Source organism: Sinomicrobium pectinilyticum, from assembly GCF_003725735.1.
GTDB classification, from domain to species: Bacteria; Bacteroidota; Bacteroidia; order Flavobacteriales; family Flavobacteriaceae; genus Sinomicrobium; species Sinomicrobium pectinilyticum.
The window spans coordinates 24,756-43,452 of sequence record NZ_RJTM01000110.1; the positions used below are offsets into that span (position 1 = coordinate 24,756).

15 protein-coding genes are annotated in these 18,697 nt (G+C 45.5%); 10 read left to right on the forward strand and 5 right to left on the reverse strand.

From position 1 onward, the window contains the following. Positions 1-332: 332 nt before the first annotated feature. Entirely contained in the window at positions 333-2,000 is a 1,668-nt protein-coding gene (gene gldJ / locus ED312_RS16825) for a gliding motility lipoprotein GldJ (RefSeq protein WP_123217191.1), read from the forward strand. Positions 2,001-2,076: 76 nt separating this feature from the next. Then, positions 2,077-3,351 carry a UDP-N-acetylmuramoyl-tripeptide--D-alanyl-D-alanine ligase gene (locus tag ED312_RS16830; protein ID WP_123217192.1) on the forward strand — a complete coding sequence of 425 codons (1,275 nt, stop codon included), beginning with the start codon at positions 2,077-2,079 and terminating at the stop codon, positions 3,349-3,351. 55 nt (positions 3,352-3,406) lie between these two features. On the opposite strand, the gene ED312_RS16835 is transcribed toward ED312_RS16830, so the two are convergent. The 5 genes from ED312_RS16835 to ED312_RS16855 form a co-directional block, all read right to left on the reverse strand. Further along, positions 3,407-5,956 (reverse strand): phosphocholine-specific phospholipase C, encoded by a 2,550-nt coding sequence (locus ED312_RS16835; protein WP_123217193.1) that lies wholly within the window; start codon positions 5,954-5,956, stop codon positions 3,407-3,409. Between the two features lie 88 nt (positions 5,957-6,044). Next, positions 6,045-7,616, reverse strand: a complete 1,572-nt coding sequence (locus tag ED312_RS16840) for a SusD/RagB family nutrient-binding outer membrane lipoprotein (protein ID WP_123217194.1) — start codon at positions 7,614-7,616, stop codon at positions 6,045-6,047. A 4-nt stretch (positions 7,617-7,620) separates the two neighbouring features. Further along, positions 7,621-11,019, reverse strand: a complete 3,399-nt coding sequence (locus tag ED312_RS16845; protein ID WP_123217195.1) for a SusC/RagA family TonB-linked outer membrane protein — start codon at positions 11,017-11,019, stop codon at positions 7,621-7,623. Positions 11,020-11,039: 20 nt separating this feature from the next. Further along, positions 11,040-12,101, reverse strand: a complete 1,062-nt coding sequence (locus tag ED312_RS16850) for a FecR family protein (RefSeq protein WP_123217196.1) — start codon at positions 12,099-12,101, stop codon at positions 11,040-11,042. 66 nt (positions 12,102-12,167) lie between these two features. Continuing rightward, the gene (locus ED312_RS16855) at positions 12,168-12,767 is read right to left on the reverse strand and encodes an RNA polymerase sigma factor (protein WP_123217197.1); all 600 of its coding nucleotides are present in this window, start codon (positions 12,765-12,767) and stop codon (positions 12,168-12,170) included. Positions 12,768-13,194: 427 nt separating this feature from the next. On the opposite strand from ED312_RS16855, the gene ED312_RS16860 reads away from it, so the two are divergent. The 8 genes from ED312_RS16860 (at position 13,195) to ED312_RS16895 (ending at position 18,357) form a co-directional block, all read left to right on the forward strand. Next, positions 13,195-13,752, forward strand: a complete 558-nt coding sequence (locus ED312_RS16860) for a TetR/AcrR family transcriptional regulator (protein ID WP_170164542.1) — start codon at positions 13,195-13,197, stop codon at positions 13,750-13,752. A 98-nt stretch (positions 13,753-13,850) separates the two neighbouring features. Then, positions 13,851-14,606 (forward strand): SDR family oxidoreductase, encoded by a 756-nt coding sequence (locus ED312_RS16865; RefSeq protein ID WP_123217199.1) that lies wholly within the window; start codon positions 13,851-13,853, stop codon positions 14,604-14,606. A gap of 103 nt (positions 14,607-14,709) precedes the next feature. Beyond that, positions 14,710-15,075: a DoxX family protein gene (locus ED312_RS16870; protein ID WP_123217200.1), complete on the forward strand. Its 366-nt coding sequence runs from the start codon at positions 14,710-14,712 to the stop codon at positions 15,073-15,075. A 76-nt stretch (positions 15,076-15,151) separates the two neighbouring features. Beyond that, positions 15,152-15,472, forward strand: a complete 321-nt coding sequence (locus ED312_RS16875) for a nuclear transport factor 2-like protein (protein WP_123217201.1) — start codon at positions 15,152-15,154, stop codon at positions 15,470-15,472. A gap of 27 nt (positions 15,473-15,499) precedes the next feature. Beyond that, on the forward strand, positions 15,500-16,012 hold the full coding sequence (locus tag ED312_RS16880; protein WP_240643126.1) for a class I SAM-dependent methyltransferase: 513 nt from the start codon (positions 15,500-15,502) through the stop codon (positions 16,010-16,012). Between the two features lie 5 nt (positions 16,013-16,017). Further along, complete coding sequence (locus tag ED312_RS16885; protein WP_123217202.1) at positions 16,018-16,695, forward strand: potassium channel family protein; 678 nt, start codon at positions 16,018-16,020, stop codon at positions 16,693-16,695. A 15-nt stretch (positions 16,696-16,710) separates the two neighbouring features. Next, on the forward strand, positions 16,711-17,715 hold the full coding sequence (locus ED312_RS16890; RefSeq protein WP_123217203.1) for a bestrophin family protein: 1,005 nt from the start codon (positions 16,711-16,713) through the stop codon (positions 17,713-17,715). A 12-nt stretch (positions 17,716-17,727) separates the two neighbouring features. Beyond that, positions 17,728-18,357, forward strand: coding sequence for a carbonic anhydrase (locus tag ED312_RS16895; RefSeq protein WP_123217204.1), 630 nt, complete (start codon positions 17,728-17,730; stop codon positions 18,355-18,357). The last annotated feature ends 340 nt before the right edge of the window (positions 18,358-18,697 follow it).

Below are 18,697 nucleotides of genomic sequence, written 5' to 3' on the forward strand. Positions count from 1 at the left end.
TACAAGTTTCGGACAACAGGGCATTCTATTTTTCTTAACGTTGCTTTTGCAATTATCTTGTACACATTTTCTTTCTTTTCACAATAAAAAAGGCACGGAGAATCGCACACAGCAGCCATACTGCGCATAACACCCTTTTTTACACCTTGCCTTTCACGGCATACTCTACCAAAGTATTTTCCGTTCAACATAATAATAAGAAGCATTCAACGTTATTACAAGTGTCTTAATACCGCTAGTTTCTAAAAAAGAATTTCGATATAAAAAGTAAAAATATTTCGTTAATTGCTATATTGCACGCATATTTCTCGGACAACTCAAATCTTTTTTCTATGAAGATTAATTTTAAACTGTTGGTATTGTTCATTGCTATCACCGGCGGGTTTACGGGGTGTAAAAACTCCAAATCGGATTACAAGAACACATCGAGAGCCACCGGATGGAAGATAAATGACGGTGACGGAGGCTTTGAATATAACACCAATTTTAAAGAACAGGAAACCGCTCCGGGCCTGGTTTTTATAGAAGGAGGTACTTTTACAATGGGAAAAGTACAGGATGATATTATGCACGACTGGAACAACACCCCTACACAACAGCACGTGCAGTCTTTCTATATGGACGAGACCGAAGTTACCAATCTTATGTACCTCGAATATCTGGATTGGCTGAAAAAAGTATTCCCTCCAGGAACCCCCATGTACGAAAACATCTATTCCGGGGCTCTCCCCGATACCATGGTGTGGAGAAACCGGTTGGGATATAACGAGGTAATGACCAATAATTACCTTCGCCACCCGGCCTACGCCAATTACCCGGTAGTAGGTGTAAACTGGGTACAGGCCGTACAATTCAGCGAATGGAGGACCGACAGGGTAAACGAACTTGCCCTTGAAAAGGAAGGTTATATCGCAGAAGGCACCAAAAATGCCGTCACAGTCGGTGAGGTCAGCGGAACATTCAGTACCGGAACCTACCTGATGAACCCCAGAGCTGCTTACGGAGGTAATGTGGACAGCTTGCAGGGTAAAAGGAAAAAGGCTGAGGACAGTACCAATGTATACGCAAAACTCACTTCTGGTGTTATACTCCCCGGTTACCGACTGCCTACGGAAGCCGAATGGGAATACGCTGCAATAGCCATTGTAGGCAATCGTGAGTACAACAATATAAGGGGAAGGAAAAAATACCCATGGGACGGCGAATACACCAGATCTTCCAGAAAATCCGCAAAAGGAGACCAATTGGCCAACTTCAAACAAGGAAGAGGAGATTACGGAGGTATTGCAGGATGGTCTGATGACGGTGCCGATATTACCGCACAGGTTAAAACCTACCCTCCCAATGACTTCGGTCTCTATGATATGGCCGGGAACGTAGCGGAATGGGTTGCGGATGTTTACCGCCCGGTAGTGGATGACGAGGCCAACGACTTCAACTACTACAGAGGTAACGTGTATACCAAAACCTCAATAAATGACGATGGTACCGTAACCGTACTGGACCCGGACCAGGTAGTTTACGACACCCTGCCGAATGGAAAAATCATTGCCAAAAACCTCCCCGGAGAAGTGGTCAAGGTGCCTATCACCGAAGAAGATGCCTACCTGAGGCCTAACTTTTCCAAAAGTGACAACAGGAACTACAGGGACGGTGACTTCAGTTCGTCAAGGTATTTTGACAGGTTTTATGAGGAAGATGCATCTGCTGCCGGTGGGGATACCAGAAAAATGTACAACTCTCCCAACCACAAAATCGAAGTGGATGAAGAAGGGAATATGGTTATGGAATATGACAAATCCAACCGGAGGACCACGCTTATCGGTGACGATGTAAGGGTTTACAAAGGAGGGTCCTGGAGAGACCGCGCTTACTGGCTCGATCCTGCACAGCGAAGATACCTGCCGCAATATATGGCAACGGATTATATAGGTTTCCGGTGCGCCATGTCCAGGGTGGGTTCTAAAGCCAAACAAAAAAGAAAAAGGCCGAGAGGTTAATATCCTCCTTCAGAAAAAAATAATATCAAAGCCCCGGCACTGTGAACAGGTCGGGGCTTTTTTCTATTTTTACCACATGAACACAGAAGCACTCTACCAGGTATATCTGTCGTGCAACAAGGTTTGTACGGATACGCGGCAAATTGAAAAAGGAGATCTTTTTTTCGCCCTGAAGGGGGATCACTTTAACGGTAATGCTTTTGCCGCCCAGGCCCTGGAAAAAGGGGCTTCGTATGCCGTTATAGACGAAAGCGATTACCATACGGGTGCAGGGACCATTGTTGTAGACAACGTTCTGCAAACACTCCAACTACTGGCGGGATTCCACAGAAAACAATTGGCCCTGCCCATTATTGCGCTTACCGGGAGCAACGGAAAAACAACCACAAAAGAACTGGTACATTCGGTACTTTCCAAAAAATTCCGCACTGTGGCTACCAGGGGCAACCTCAACAATCACATCGGAGTCCCCCTTACGCTTCTCTCGATGAATAAAGATACAGAGATGGGTATTGTGGAAATGGGGGCCAATCACCTCGGGGAAATAGCTTTTCTCTGTTCCATTGCACAGCCCGATTATGGCTATATTACCAATTTCGGTAAAGCACACCTCGAAGGTTTCGGCAGTATGGAGGGGGTAATCCGGGGCAAGAGCGAACTTTACCGGCACCTGATGCAACAGGAGAAACTTGTCTTTTACAATGCCGGGGACACCGTACAACTGGAAAAACTGAAAGATTATCCGCATACCTTCGGATATGACACCGGGGGCAATGCGGATGTTCTCGTAAAATTTACGGAGGCTGCTCCTTTTGTCCATCTTCGATTCAAGGACCAGGATATACATTCCGGTCTTATCGGGCGCTATAACTTTAACAATATTGCAGCGGCAGTCACCATAGGGGCATACTTTGAGATTCCCGCCGGCGACATCAAGGCTGCAATAGAAGATTATACGCCTTCCAATAACCGTTCGCAGGTCGTGGAAAAGAACGGCTGCAAAATTATACTGGATGCTTATAATGCCAACCCGAGTAGTATGCAACTGGCCCTCGAAAATTTTACAGCACTCCCCTACCCGGATAAAGCGGTCATTCTCGGGGATATGTTCGAACTCGGTAACGAAGCGGCCACAGAGCACCAACACATAGTCGACCTGGTTTCCGGTTTCCCCGAAAACAGTGTTTTACTCGTAGGAGAAAACTTTTTCAAAACGAAATCCGCACATTCCAGATTCCGCGATTTCGAAGCATTGCAATCGCACATCCTGAAAAATGGCATTCCCGGAAAAACCTTGCTCATCAAAGGATCCCGGGGAATGGCCCTGGAAAGGGTACTGGATTTGTTATAAAGGAGAGGCTCATCCTGCGCCTGGACAACCTCTCCCGGATTCCTGTGTCCACAATCTAGACCTCCCTTCCCATAAAAGGATCTGTCCGGGAGTGTTTACCCGTTTCCACACGCCCGGCATACCGGCGTAAAAACTTCGTTTCGCCCTCTATGGCTACGGTAAAATCATACCACCCGTAACTTCCGGCCGCAGGTACGATAATCCTTTCCGTACTGTTATTTTTAATACGCTGCCTGATCTCCGGGTTTTTATATGCCCGGTCCGTGACGGTAATACGGACCTCCTTCCCGGATCCGTTTGTCACTTCCAGCTCAACGTTCCCGGAAAGTTTTTTCAGGAACCTGCCTTTTTTCTCATAACGGCAACGAAGCGTTACCTCCGGATCTTCAGCGTCTCCCGAAAATTCCCTGTAGAAACCGTTAGGGCCGTAGACTCTCAGGTGATAACTTTCCTTTTCAAATCGATCCAGCGGCCAGGTATCCCCTATCATATCTCCGGCAACTACGGCATAAGGCCAGGCCTTAACATCCTCCATTGAGCGGGTTCCGTCCATATTTTCCTGCAGGTATCTTCCCGGAGCATATACGTGAAAAGGAGCTCCGGCAGCGTTATTCCCAAAGACCGTATCGCCTGCATGGAAGGATATCTCAAAAGACTTTCTGTCCCTTGTCAGTGCCCCGTCCACATAAAGTTCATAGGGCAAAGCACAGGACTCCCTGGTGCCTTTCTCCTGTACGGGTATAAAAGGTATACCTGTCTCTCCCGTCCGCGCCTGTCTTATCTGGGTGGCAGACAGCGGTGCAAAATTGGAAGGAGGCGCTTTAAACGAAGCATTATACACTTCTTCCATCAACCGATTGCGATCCACAAAATCGTCATAGTGGAAATCGGAAGTATCGTAGGGACGAAATGCGGAGGTAAGATCGCTGCATATTGCCCGCCGCCATGAACTGATATTACTTTCCCTGATGTTTTTTCCCGTTTTCTTGCTCAACCACGTTTCCATTAGCATGAGTGTGGAAGTTATATCGCACACTTCGGAATTCACCCAGCCACCGCGTGTCCAGGGAGAAGCTACTATTAACGGCACCCTGTACCCGAGCCCCACGGGGCTCTCTCTCGCATTTTCGGGGTCCAGTCCTTCCTTCCGGAGTTCTTCTTCCATGGTAACGTACTCCTGTGAAGGGTCCAGTCCTTCGGAATATGCATTTTTATGTTTCGGATCGGGTGCAACAAAAGGAGGCACATGGTCAAAATACCCGTCATTCTCATCATAAGTGAGGATAAACACTGTTTTTTTCCACACCTCCGGGTTGTTGGTAAGAATGTCCAGCACTTCCGACACATACCAGGCACCGTACCAGGGAGCACTGGGATGGTCTGAAAATTTCTGAGGAGCCACAAGCCAGGAAACAGCAGGTAATTCCCCGTTGTTCACATCTTCCCGGAACTGGTGCAATATATCTCCTTTAGGCACTTTAATAGTGTGTTCTTCCCCGTTATCCGAATAGGTAATGGTCTCCGTCCGGTGATAGTCCGGATCTTTTATATTAGTCGTAAAAGCTTTTTTGTGCAGGTTTTTTTCATACTCCGGAAGTTTGTCAAAATTATCGGGATTCCATACCCTGAGTTCTTCCCTGATCTTTTCGAACTGGTTCTTTTTCTGTTCGAGTTTATTCCTGAGTTTCTGCACTTGCGATTTTGGCTGTTTCTTTACGGTTTTCTCCAATTCCGAGATCTCGCCCGGCAGTTCGTCCAGCCTTTTCTTCAAAAACCTTTGATGTCCTTCACTGTAACGGACATTAAACCGGGAGAACCATTCCAGGTTGTTATCCGTAAAGTTGGCAAGCAGGGATTCGTCTTCCCCTTCCAGTTCTGTTTGCAGGCTTATTTCATTCTGATAAACCCGCCAGGATATACCGTTTTCTTCCAACCGCTCCGGGAAAGTCTTCCAATCCGCTTCACGGTTGTAATACACTTCCGAATTTCGGACGTTGGGTGAAGCCGAAGGAGATGCCTTATGGGTTCCGCTCCAAAAGAACAGACGATTGGTGGTCGTTCCTGTCAGGGAAGAACAAAAATGCTGGTCGAAAACGGTAAATGCATCTGCAAAAGCGTAATAAAAAGGAATATCTTCCCGATTGTAATATCCCAGAGTAAAAGGGATATCCTTATATGCTTTTCTCCCGGTTTGTTTTGCCGTAAGCCATCTGTCGTATTTTCCGCCGTTGCGCGCATCCACCTGGTTTTCCCACGAATGGGGAAGATCTCCCATCCAGGTTGCTTTGGTCTCCCGCATATTGAGGCGAAAGGGCACATAGGTCTGTCCTTTGTCGTTACTTTGCAGCCATACCGGGTTTTTATCGGGTAGTGTAATTGCCCTGGGATCGTTATAGCCCCTTACACCCTTCAACGTCCCGAAACAATGATCAAAAGAGCGATTTTCCTGCATAAGCAATACGATGTGCTCCGCATCTTCAAAAGAAGTCCCCTCATCGGGGTTAATAGCCAATGCTTTTTGGATGGATGGCGGGAATGCCATAGTAACGCCCATACCTCCGGTGAGCAAAGCCGTCTTTTTTAAAAAATCTCTTCTGGTATCCATTTACTGTTATTTTGGATTGGAAAAGTCCCGGGAGCAGGGATGCTCATATAATGATTCACATCAAACTCCGGGACTTTTCTTTTTTTTACTATTTCAGAATCCACATCAGTTCATTGACATTATCGTTGCCGTTATACTGACGGTTTATGGCCTCATTCACATTCTCGCCGTTGTAATTCAGCTCCTCCTGCGGATACATCCAGCGTACGGGTAATTTATCCGAAGGGATATTTTCATTAGATTCCGGGTTTACCGGAAACTCCGGGAATCCTGTCCTCCGGTTTTCAAAAAATGCTTCCAACGGTGCCTGTAGAAAGGTACAAATATATTTTTGGGTAATGATCTGTTTTAACTTTTCTTCGGTAGTGGCAGCGAACTGTACCGCAGGGGTGTTTGTATAATAATTTTCTATATATCCTTCGTCCATTATCCGGTTGTGATGAAAGGGCGGCTCATCGGAATTCGGATTTCCGGGGGTGTTGTCCGCCACAAAATACATCGCCGATCTAATTCCGTCTATATAATAACTTTCTCCACTTCCGGAAATCCACCCTCTAACGGCAGCCTCGGCCAGTATAAATTGTACCTGGGCATAGCTGAGAATAAATACGGGCTCTCCGGCAGGTATATATTTATACCTGTTGTTAATGTCGGAATAATTTTTAGAAGCATGGATATCCTGCATCTCCGCATACACCAGCGAAGGGTCTGTTCCCTTATACGCCTCAAAATCGGAGATTTCCGCACCTGCTTCTATAAGAACGGGAGAAGGTTCTGTATAATAGAACAAACGATAATCTTCCAGTGATTTGAGATTATCGATCAGCAAATCGGATACCATAGGATATATCATAAATTGATTTCCGAGTTCGTTAAAGGGATACATCTGGTTCTGGTTCGCCGAAAACACAAGCGCAAAATTATCTTCATTTCCTTCGAATACCGGGCGGTTATTTACAATATCGTTAAATCGTTCCGTCACTTTAAGGTCAGTATCACTTGTTTTTTTATACAGGTTAATCAATACTTTCAGCGCAAAGGAATTTACCATCTTCCGCCATTTCCCGGGATCTCCGTTATAGATCATATCCCCGTCAAAAACACCACCGTCCTTAAAAAGCCTGTCTGCTTCATCGAGTTCATTCAGAATATTCAGAAATACCTCTTTTTGTGTATCGTATTCCGGTCTCAGGTTGTTTTCACGCTCTCCCTGAAGAGCATTACTGTAAGGAATGTCGCCTACCCGCATGGTAAGATCAAAAAAGGTGTAGGCCCGTATAAAGTGGCCGAGTCCTTTATATGAATTTTTAATAGCCTGGTCCATACCTTCTATAGACTCTGCATATCCCACCATTTTTTCCACATTGACCAATCTGGTCATTTTATCGAAATCGGTCCGTTCGAAATCGTTGTACTGCTCTCCCTGGGGAAATTCGCTCCACAAGATATATTTGCTTACCAGATGCGGACTCATGAATGATTTTTGGGAACTGTAATCATTTTTGGTAATATTGAGTATGAGTCCTGCCGCCAGTGTTTCGGGGCTCCCGGATGTTATGCCGTCCGGATTGGTATTTAATTCGTTAAAGTCCGTACATGCTGTAAAAGCCATTGCCGTTACAAAATATATTGCCAAACGTTTTATAGAGATTTTTTTCATGATCTTATTGTTTAGAATTATCCGGATGTCCTATATGCAGGTTAATGTTTATTCCCACGAATCGCTGTGAGGGTGAGGTGAGATCGCTGTCCGAGTTAAAGTCAGGATCGGCAAAACGGAAATCCTTGGCCCACAGGAAAACGTTCTGGGCTGTAAGCGATATCCGGGCACGGCTGAGTCCCCATCTCTCACTTACGGATTTCGGAAGCGTATATCCTATGGCAATTTCTCTCAGTTTTACAAAAGTGGCATCGGTAACCCCGAAGGTACCGTCTCCATACCTCCTGGCATATGTTTCGTAGGAAACCTTGGTTTCATTGGGCTGATATGTACGGGTATCTTCTATAATACGGCCGTACTGATCGTAGGTCACCGATCCGGAAGCTACCTGAACGCCGTTACCTACATAGGAAATATTTCCATTAACCACCTCGTCATAACGCCACTTGTTGTCACTGTCAGGATGCGCCCCCGTATCCCACATTTTATAAGAAGAATAATTGTTGAGCAATCCGCCTACCCGGCCGTCGAAGCTCAGGTGGAAATCAAAATCTTTCCAGGTAAACGAATTGGTAAAGCCCCATATGAAATCCGGATCGGAATGCCCGAATAACGAAGTGTAGTCGCTCCGTACGGGAAGTCCTCCCGAATTGTGGATGACATTGCCCTGCGGATCGTACAACCACTCCCGCCCGGTATAATTATCCACACGTCCCCCGGGCCTGGTCCATAAATTATCCGGTGAATACACCGGGTCCAGGTCTTTATAATACTGGTGTGTCTTAGCCCAGTTCACTGCTACATCCCAGCTAAAGTCCTCTTTTTTTATGATCCCGGCATTCAATGTTACCTCTACTCCCCGTCGTACCCGGGTCTCATCGGTATTTACCAGGATGGAAGTAAAGCCGGAAGATGCCGGAATAGTGGCATAGATCTGGCGATCGTAATTATAAATGTTGTAATAGGCCACGTCCAGGCTAAGCCTGTTACCGAACAGGTAAGCCGCTGTACCGATTTCCCAGGTTCTGCTCACCTCCGGCAACACATCCTCATCGTTGCGGATGGTATTCGTATACGATGCTGTGTTGTAGGTATCCCAGGCCCCGATTCCAAGATCATAATTTACATTGGTAGCATATACTCCGAGATCCTTTTTGGAAACCGTCCAGGAGCCCCTTACCTTCCAGAGATCCGTCCATTCGGGAAGTTCTGCAAGTTCATTTATCAATACACTTCCGGCTACCGACGGGTAAAAGAATGATCTTGTGGACGAAGGCAGAGACGAACTCCAGTCGTTACGCCCCGTGACATCAATAAAAACGGCATCATTCCATGCAAAAGAGGCCAAACCGAAAAGACTATTCACCTGCTTCCGGGTCCGGGAAGTATAAACATCGGGCCTTTCTACGGAATTGTTCAGGGAATATATCCCCGGGACCACAAGTCCATTCCTGGTTACACTTCTTAAAGACTGGTCTTCCCACTTATACATGGAGGCACCTGCAGTAAGATCGATATCAAAATCTCCTGTTATTTTCTTTTTACTGTAATTAAAAAGCAAATCGGTGTTCAGACTATACCCCCTGTTCTGGCCCTGGCTGAACATACCGTTGGCATGCCACCCTCTTGTAGAAAAAATTCCCGGCGGGTTTCTCCGCGTTGTTTCGTCAGAATAGAAATCGTACCCGACCCTGGCAGTAATTTTGGCATTTGTAAACGCCTTGTATGTGGAAGTAAGATTTATATTGGTCATATTCCGCTCCACTCCATTAAGTTTCTCATAAGCAATCAGGTACGGGTTATCATACCAGGCCTTATAATGCCAGTTCTGTTGCTGATTGGGGACCACCCAGTAATCCCGGTATTTCTTCAGATCGTATTCCGGTCCGGTCCACATCAATATCTGGTAAATAAACCCCTGATCACCATAACCTGCCCCGGTGGTCTGCGGTGCGGTACTCCTGTTATAGCCCACATTACCCTGTAATTCGAAATCATCGCCCAATTTCAGCTTCCCGACAATATTCATATTCAAACGGTTCAGGCGAAGGTTGGGATATTGCCCTTTATTATATACGTGAGTAAGGGAGGTTCGTACAGATCCTATCTCACCCGAACGTGCAAAACTTATATTGTTATTGGCAATAAAGCCGGGTTCCAGAAAGTTTTTGAAATTGTTCTTTCCGCGGGAGGTAAGTTCCATAACTTCCATCTGCTTGGTCTCCGGGTTCCACTGTTCTTCCATAATACCCATATCGAGTTTATTACCCCAAACATAGTCTATGGAATTATAGGCCCCACCTATACCCGCACTGTAAGAGTGCTGTACCCTGGGCAGCGCCAGGTATCCTGCAAAAATCATGTTATTACTGTTTACGGTGATACCGTTTCCTCCGCTTTTTGTAGTAATGATGATGGCTCCCCCGCTTCCTCTTGACCCGTACAATGCAGACGCCGTGGCACCTTTAAGTACGTCCATGCTCTCTATGTCATCCGGGGCTATTTCCCGAAGCGACATATTACCATAAGGCACACCGTCTACAACCAGCAAGGGATTGCTGCTGCCTCCCCGAAGACGTATGTCCGGGGCCTGGTCAAACTCCGTGCTATTCTGTATCCATAGCCCGGCAACTTTACCGGTAAGGGAAGTGGCGACATCTACTCCCTTTACTTCCTGTACGGCATCCCCGCTGACCCTTTGCACGGAGTACCCGAGTTTTTTCTCTTCCCTTTTTATACCAAGTGCAGTAACTACCACATTGTCCAATTGCTGTATGTCTTCTTTCATTACCACATTTATGACAGTACGGGACCCCACCGTTTCCTCCACCCTGCCAAAGCCGAGATAACTATAGACCAGTATGCTTTCTGTTCCCGGCACTTCGAGTTCGTAATTTCCATCGGCATCGGTCATGGTTCCCTGGGTTCCGCCCTTGACATACACCGACACACCGGGTAGCGGAAAACCATCGCCAGCCGAAATTACCTGTCCTGCTACGTTTATTCCGGCCTGTGCGGTCCCTGCACTTTTTTCGGGCTTCACATTTACACTGATTACTTTATCTACCAGTTTAAACCTCAAATCCGCAAAAACGGAAATTTCCTCCAGTAACTTTTCCAGGGAGATCCTTTTCCGGCTAACGGAAACCTCTTTGCTGTCGTTCACTATCTTTTTATCATAAAAGAAACGGAATTCGGTATGTGATTCGACAAACCTGAAGAGTTTCTCCAGTGACATATTCCGTTCATCCAGGTTCAAATAGACTTTGCCCGGATCCAGGCTGACCTGGACCTTATCAATGTTATCGTTCACAGCATAGGCCCCGAAAAACCGGAGCAGCAGTAAAAAGACATACATCCAGCCCCGGTGAAAGGAGGCGGACCGTTTGGTTCTGTTTTTCATTGTTAATTTGGTTTAGTTAATTAGTTATTATCCGGTTCACTGTTTTCATAAATTAGTACTTCTTTATCGCGAATAGTGTAAGAGACACCCGAAGTGAATTCCAGGCTTTCCATAACAGTTTCCAGGCTCTTGTGCCTGAAACTCCCGCTAATTTCCCAATGTTTACCGTCAAGCCCTTCTGTAGTTATGTTCACGTCATACCATCTCTCTGTTTTTCGGATAAACTCTTCCATATCCGTATCCCGGAAGACCAGGATTCCTTCTTTCCATCCGAATTCCTCCTCGAAGTTGAAAGCCGATATATGTGATTGTCCGAAATTGTTCTTCACCGTAAGTTTTTCTCCGGGAGAAAGGAGAAAAGATGCTTCCGGACCGGACGCAGAGGTTACCGACACCGATCCGCGTTCCAGGGCAATGTTTATTTCCTCTCCTTCATATGCTTTGACATTAAAGGCCGTTCCATGCACCCTGGTGCGTATGTCACCGCACTGTACTATGAAGCGTTTTGTAGTATCGTGTTGGACATCGAAATAAGCTTCTCCTGTGAGGGATACCTCCCTGGTGTTTCCGGAAAATTGCTGCGGGTAGCTCAGGCTGCTTCCGGCGTTCAGGACCACCCGTGAATTATCGGGAAGGTAAAAGCTCATTTTTTGCCCGTGGGGATTGTGCTTGGTGACAAGGGCTACTTCAGCAACGCCCTCTTCCGCTCCCGGAAATAATCCTGTTTTATAGAATAGTGTAACTGTCAGGAACAGGAATAAAACGGCTGCCGCTGCACGGAAAAGCATTGTTTGTGAAGGGAATATTCTCCGGATACCACCGGCCTTTTCACGGGAAAGTGCCGGTATTCCCAGAAGAATATTATCGAATACTTCCTTTTTCCGTTTCCCTGTATCACCGGGCTCCCCGAAATCTATCCCCAGTACTATTGCCCTGGCTGCATAGAAATTATCCTTTGCCTCAGGATGATCTTCCAGCCACCGGCTCCAGAAATATTCGCCGGGCTCCGAAGGATTTTTTACCCAGTTTATAAAAGTGGGGTCGGATAAAAAAAAGCTTATATCGTATTTATCATTCTTCAATATTTCTCATCTTTATCTCATAGACAAGAAAAACCTCAAAATGACATCGGTTTCTGAAGAAAAAATTTAAAAATATTTACGAAGGACCTTTATCACCTTATAGATCAGGTTCCTGGCTGACTTCACATGACGGTATCCCATAAGCTGGCACACATCCTCATAACTCATTCCCTTATAGAAATAGTAATAAACGGCCTCTCTCTGGGTTTCATTGAGTGATCTCAGGGCCCTTTCCAGTTTTTCCATCCGTTCTTTCTGCTCCTGGTGAAATATGATGAGAGATTCATGGGACACCACAATTTCGAAAGGTTCCGGGCATTTCACTTCCCTGACCGCACTTTTTTTGAGGTTCAGTATTTTGCGTTTGAGGCACTGAAACAGGAAAAGCCGGATAGAATTCCGTATTTCCGGTAATTTCTCTCGCTTGCTGCGAAGATCAATAAACATGTCCTGGATACAGTCCTCTGCCAGCGGTAATGATATATACTGTGCACCGAAGTGGCAGAGTTCTTCAAAATAGGCATCATAAATAGAAGCAAAGGCATCTTCGTCACCGGCGGTAAACCTGGCCCATAGCACTTTTTCGTCGGTATACGGCCCGACCTTGTTCCCGGGGGATGTACAGCTACCCGAACCGGCATCCTGGTGTTTCAGACGATATAACATTTAAGCGGTTTTGTTTTCAGGTTGGTTTGACTTAAAGTGCCATGAAACAAGAGTAGGTAGCCATAAAAATTCTTCCGGGGAACAGGGTATTTTCGTCAATACATTCAAAAATGTGTTCGAAAACATTTTTTGCAAGTATATAGATAAAAAATGAATAATCAAACATTTAAAATTTTAGCAAATCCGCAAACCGGCTCAAAACCCCGCCCGGATTTTCCGGAGGCAAAGATGACAGAAACCATTTAAATCAAGGTTGTGCCGGAATGATGAAAGTGTTATGATCGGGTTAAGAAAAACAACAGAAATAAAAATTTTCATTAATTCCGGTAGCTCGTCATTTTCTTTTCGGAGGTCCCGAGGGCACCACGTTTATCAAAAAAATGGATATTTTTGTGGTCCCCGTCAATCTACCCCTAATCCCTCTACAATGGAAAAAAGAGAAAAAATACTCGATGCTGCCCTGGGCCTTATCATTCGTCAGGGGCTACAGCACACCCCGATGTCACTGATAGCCGAAAAGGCAGAAGTAGGTATGGGCAGTATATATAAGCGTTTTAAGAACAAGGAAGATATCGTCAACGGCATTTATGTGAAGATCAAGGCGGAAGAAGCTGCGATGATCTTCGTCAATTATGACAAAAACAACGGCATCCGGGAAACCTTTATGGACATATACGGACGCATGATAGATTATTTTCTTCAGAATCCTTTAAAATTCAATTTCATCAGCCAGTATGCCTTTTCGCCCGTCATTGAAAAAAAGACACAGAAAAAGGCCATGTCCGGGTTTCATCCCTTTGACGAAATGTATGCCCGGGGCCTGGAGCAGGGGTTTTTTAAGGACCTTCAGGCACCACATCTTACTTATTTTGTCTTCGGTTCGGTTTGCTACTGGCTGAAATGTGCTTCGGAATTGCAAATCACGGTGGATAACAAGCTGAAAGAACAGTTCTTGCAAATGGCATGGGACTCCGTTAAGAGGTAGGGAACCTCCTCATTAACTTTTTTTTAACAAATACTGAACGAATATTCAGTCCGATCCTTCTAATTTTGGCTGTATGTCTAATTTTAAAAATCATAACAATGGCTAAAATTGCGCTAAAGGATAAAGTAACCATAGTTGCCGGTGGGGCCAAAAACCTCGGCGGGCTCATAAGTAAAACTTTTGCTAAGGAAGGATCGGATATTCTCATTCACTATAACAGTGATACTACCCGGCAGGCAGCGGAAGAAACAAAAAAAGAAGTGGAAGCATTGGGCCGCAGAGCCGTTCTTTTCCAGGGAGACCTGACCAAACCGGATAATGTAACCGAACTCTTCCGTGTTGCCAAAGATGAATTCGGGCGTGTGGACGTTGCTGTAAATACCGTGGGCATGGTCCTTCGGAAACCCATTGCGGAAACTACCGAGGAAGACTATGATACTATGTTCGGCATCAACTCCAAAGCAGCTTACTTTTTTATCAAGGAGGCCGGGAAAAACCTGGAAAAAGACGGGAAGATCATCACCATAGTTACTTCCCTCCTCGCTGCGTTTACTGACGGATATTCCACCTACGCCGGTGGTAAGGCTCCCGTAGAACACTTCACCCGGGCTGCCGCCAAAGAATTCGGGACCAAAGGTATTTCCGTTACCGCTATAGGTCCGGGCCCTATGGACACACCATTCTTTTACGGCCAGGAAACTCCGGAACGGGTAGAGTTTCACAAATCACAAGCCATGAACAGCTTTCTTACGGTCATCGAAGATATTGTACCCATCGTAAAATTCCTGGCCACAGACGGCTGGTGGATCACCGGGCAGACTATTTTTGCCAACGGAGGATATACCACACGATAATCTCACCCAAAAAACAAGGTGGACATGCGCTTCACCTTGTTTCTTTACCCGGATCTGCAGGTGTGAAGATGCTGTTTACAATTACCTTCCAAAAATTAAGTATATGGTTACCACAGCAAAAATCATTAATTCTGTTCTGATCACCGTAGCAGTGTTCATGGGACTTAAACAGGGATGGGCCATGGTTTCGGCCTCCCCGAAAATGACCGAAATGTTCGGCAAATGGAACTTTTCGCCCACAGGGCTAAAAATGCTGGGACTGGTCACCATATGCAGTGCGCTGATGATCCTGTTCTCAAAAACCTTTGTATACGGCAATGTCCTGATGGCCTCCACCATACTGCTGATTATAGGTTTTCACCTCAGGGACGGGGATTTCAGAGGAGTTGTTATTGAACTTCCGTTTCTCCTGTTGAACCTTGTTATTATATATCTCAAATATCCCTTACCTTTTAAAAATATATCTTAAGAATGCGGATATGTTCTTATCCGGGCAGACCGAAATAATCGGTCCCCTTCATATAAATCATTAATTTACCTTAACTATGGACACAAGTAAACTTACCAATGAAATTATTAAGAAAGCTTTCGAGGCACTCCAAAAAGGAGATAAAGAAACCTGGTCCTCCTTATTTACTGCCGATGCCGAATTATACGATGACGGAAGCCCTAGAAACCTTCAGGCATTTAACAATCAAGCCATCGGTCACGAGCGTTTTACCTCCATTGACAAGGTTGAAAATAACGGCAGGGATATCTATGGCCGGTTTCATTCCGATCAATGGGGAGATTTTAAAACCTATTTCAAATTTCACCTGAATCAACAGGGAAAAATATACCGACTGGACATCGGACAGGCGGATTAACAAATTTTGCCGTATTTTTACGATACCGTGAAAACAAAAGATGCTATTGCGCTTATAGAATCCGCCGGGAACAGACTGAAATCATCGGGGGACTGGGCAGACCTGGGCTGTGGAGCCGGGTTGTTTTCCAAAGCCCTGTCTCATTACCTGCCCGTTGACAGTACCGTTTTTGCCGTGGACAAAACCCGTTCTTTTACCCCGGATACCGAAAAAATCAGGTTTATAAAGGCCGATTTTGTTAATGACACCCTGCCCCTGGAGGAACTGGATGGTATATTGATGGCCAATTCGCTGCACTATGTGAAAAACCAGCCTGTTTTTCTGAAGAAGTTACACGCTTACCTGAAACCGGGTGCCGGATTTATTATTATAGAATATGATAAAACCATTCCGGTACCGATGTGGGTCCCCTACCCCGTCAGCTTTGTACGGCTCGGGCAAATATTCCACTCGCTCGGCTATACTTCCGTGGAAAAGATCGGGGAAAGAGCCTCTGTTTACGGGAACGATATGTTCTATGTCGCATTTATAGCTCCCTGACGCTTATGAAAAAAAACTATTGGAATATCCTCACCAAGAAAAAGTATGAGCTTTTGCTCGTTGCCTTGTTACTACACCTGTATATCGGTGTCTTCTTCATTAATCTCAAATTTTACGCGCATGTGGTATGGCCGTTAAACATGATATTGCTCGGAATCTTCAGCCTTGGTGTCTTTTCCTGTAAGAGCCGCGTCCGGCTGGCCATCCGGAATATTCTGTTTGTCCTTGTTGTCATCATCCCGGCAGCCTCATCCTTCCTGAAACCCGATGCCTGGTTTATGTACGTGGTAAGTATAACCCATATTGCCTTTTATATCATTATTTTTACGGAAATATTACGCTACCTGGTCAAACCAGGGAACATAAGCCTGGATATTGTTTCTGCTTCGGCCTGCGGTTACCTGCTGCTCATTGAGATCGGCATCTTTACCATGCAACTGATTTACTACGCTATTCCCGGTTCATTTACGGGGATAGACACGCATAATTTTATAACCATTTACCTGGACCTGGTCTATTTTTGCAATATAACCCTGACGACCATAGGATACGGGGACATCACACCTGCAAATCATTTTTCCAAACTGGCTACTGCCATACTGGGACTGGCAGGACAGTTTTATACCGTGGTCCTCATAGGCATTATGATAAGCAAGTACACCTCTATACAAAACAGTAAATAACCAAACCCGAATACTATGCATACCGGAAGCCATTACCGATTAAAAGAATTTTTACTGTGGACACGCCACTCTATCCTGGTGTTATCTGCCATTGCCTTCATTCCTACCTTCCTGTACGAAGTCGCCGGGTGGAAATGGCTCGGAATCCCCTGGGTCCCCGTGGCCCTTATAGGTACGGCCGCAGCCTTTATTGCCGGTTTCAGGAACAATGCCACCTACGACCGCATGTGGGAAGCCCGTAAAATATGGGGGGCTATCGTAAACAGTAGTCGCACCTGGGGAATTATGGTAAAAGATTATATCCGGGACAACGATCCGGACACGGAAAAAGATCTCCATCGTACCCTCATCTATCGCCATATAGCATGGCTGACCGCGCTACGCTTTCAACTCCGTATTCCCAAAAACTGGGAAAACGTCCACAACAAAAAGTACAACAGGGAGTACCGCAAAAAATACCCGGTTGCCGAATGGGAGACCGACCTTACGGAAGAATTGAAGCCTTACCTCTCCGAAAATGACCGGCAATACATACTGGGCAAAAAGAACCGTGCCACGCAACTTATCGCCCTGCAGTCCCGCCATCTCAAAGAACTCAACCGCAACGGGCAGCTGGATACGTTGTGCCTTGTGGAAATGGAAAACATACTGAAAGACTTTTATGTTTTCCAGGGTCAGGGCGAACGCATTAAGAATTTTCCTTATCCCAGGCAATTTGCCAGTATCAATTTATTTTTCATACGTTTGCTCGTGTGGATGCTGCCCTTTGGTATGCTTCATGAATTTGATAAACTCGGGCCGTACTGGGTATGGCTCACCATACCTTTCAGTGTTGTGGTAGGTTGGGTCTTCACCTCATTGGAACAGGTAGGGGAAAGCACGGAAAACCCTTTCGAAGGCAGCGCCAATGATATCCCCATGACTGCCCTGAGCCGTACCATTGAGATCGACCTGAGGGATATGCTGGATGAAACAGAACTACCACCTGCCATAGAGGCGGTAAATAATATATTAATGTAATTTGTTATGCAAATGGAATTAGGTAAAGTTTTTGAAAACAACAAAAAATGGATCGCAAAAAAACTGGAAACCGACGCCGGTTATTTTGAAAAACTCTCCGAAGGACAAAGCCCCGAAATCCTTTACATAGGGTGCTCCGACAGCCGGGTTACGGCCGAAGACCTGATGGGAGCCCAACCGGGTGAGGTATTCGTGCACCGCAACATTGCTAATATGGTGATCAGTATAGACCTCAATGTAATGTCTGTGGTCAATTACGCAGTAAACCATTTAAAGGTCAATCACGTTGTGGTATGTGGACATTACTTTTGCGGAGGCGTAAAGGCGGCCATGCAATCCGAAGACCTGGGAATACTGAATCCGTGGCTGCGGAATATCAGGGATGTATACCGCCTGCACAAAAAAGAGCTTAATGCTATTGAGGATGAAACCGAAAGATACAACCGCCTGGTGGAACTGAACGTACAGGAACAATGTATTAACCTCATCAAAACCGCTGCTGTACAGAAAGCCTATAAAGAACGCGGCCTTAAAGTCCACGGCTGGGTATTTGATATTCACAGCGGAAAGCTCATAGATCTCAAGATCGATTTTGACCGTCTCCTGAAAGATATTATGGAAATATACAACCTGGAGAAATAACCCTTTTCACTGCTATCGGGAAAGTAACATTTTTTCTGTCCCTTTCCCGATAGTCGTTTTTCAGGCAGAACACCTTCTGCAGGCCGATGACCGGTTAACTCAACGGCATCCGGCAACAATATTACGGAGCATTTCCCCTGCCAGCCCGGAAAATATAATTTTGTTGTATGCTAAAATTTAGTATATTCGCTATAATATATGTGCACGAACACATAATTAGATATTAAAAACAGGCAAAGAAGAACTTCCCTTTGCAAATAAAGATATGTGTGTTGAGTAGAGATCAGGTGTGGGAATATTTTGTGCATTCCTGCCCTGATCTTTTAAATTTTCACCTGTT

What these genes read in the sequence shown, in the direction of transcription:
- gldJ (WP_123217191.1), top strand. Translation starts at nt 333, where the DNA reads ATGAAGATTAATTTTAAACTGTTGGTATTGTTCATTGCTATCACCGGC.
- ED312_RS16830 (WP_123217192.1), top strand. Translation starts at nt 2,077, where the DNA reads ATGAACACAGAAGCACTCTACCAGGTATATCTGTCGTGCAACAAGGTT.
- ED312_RS16835 (WP_123217193.1), bottom strand. Translation starts at nt 5,956, where the DNA reads ATGGATACCAGAAGAGATTTTTTAAAAAAGACGGCTTTGCTCACCGGA.
- ED312_RS16840 (WP_123217194.1), bottom strand. Translation starts at nt 7,616, where the DNA reads ATGAAAAAAATCTCTATAAAACGTTTGGCAATATATTTTGTAACGGCA.
- ED312_RS16845 (WP_123217195.1), bottom strand. Translation starts at nt 11,019, where the DNA reads ATGAAAAACAGAACCAAACGGTCCGCCTCCTTTCACCGGGGCTGGATG.
- ED312_RS16855 (WP_123217197.1), bottom strand. Translation starts at nt 12,767, where the DNA reads ATGTTATATCGTCTGAAACACCAGGATGCCGGTTCGGGTAGCTGTACA.
- ED312_RS16860 (WP_170164542.1), top strand. Translation starts at nt 13,195, where the DNA reads ATGGAAAAAAGAGAAAAAATACTCGATGCTGCCCTGGGCCTTATCATT.
- ED312_RS16865 (WP_123217199.1), top strand. Translation starts at nt 13,851, where the DNA reads ATGGCTAAAATTGCGCTAAAGGATAAAGTAACCATAGTTGCCGGTGGG.
- ED312_RS16870 (WP_123217200.1), top strand. Translation starts at nt 14,710, where the DNA reads ATGGTTACCACAGCAAAAATCATTAATTCTGTTCTGATCACCGTAGCA.
- ED312_RS16875 (WP_123217201.1), top strand. Translation starts at nt 15,152, where the DNA reads ATGGACACAAGTAAACTTACCAATGAAATTATTAAGAAAGCTTTCGAG.
- ED312_RS16885 (WP_123217202.1), top strand. Translation starts at nt 16,018, where the DNA reads ATGAAAAAAAACTATTGGAATATCCTCACCAAGAAAAAGTATGAGCTT.
- ED312_RS16890 (WP_123217203.1), top strand. Translation starts at nt 16,711, where the DNA reads ATGCATACCGGAAGCCATTACCGATTAAAAGAATTTTTACTGTGGACA.
- ED312_RS16895 (WP_123217204.1), top strand. Translation starts at nt 17,728, where the DNA reads ATGGAATTAGGTAAAGTTTTTGAAAACAACAAAAAATGGATCGCAAAA.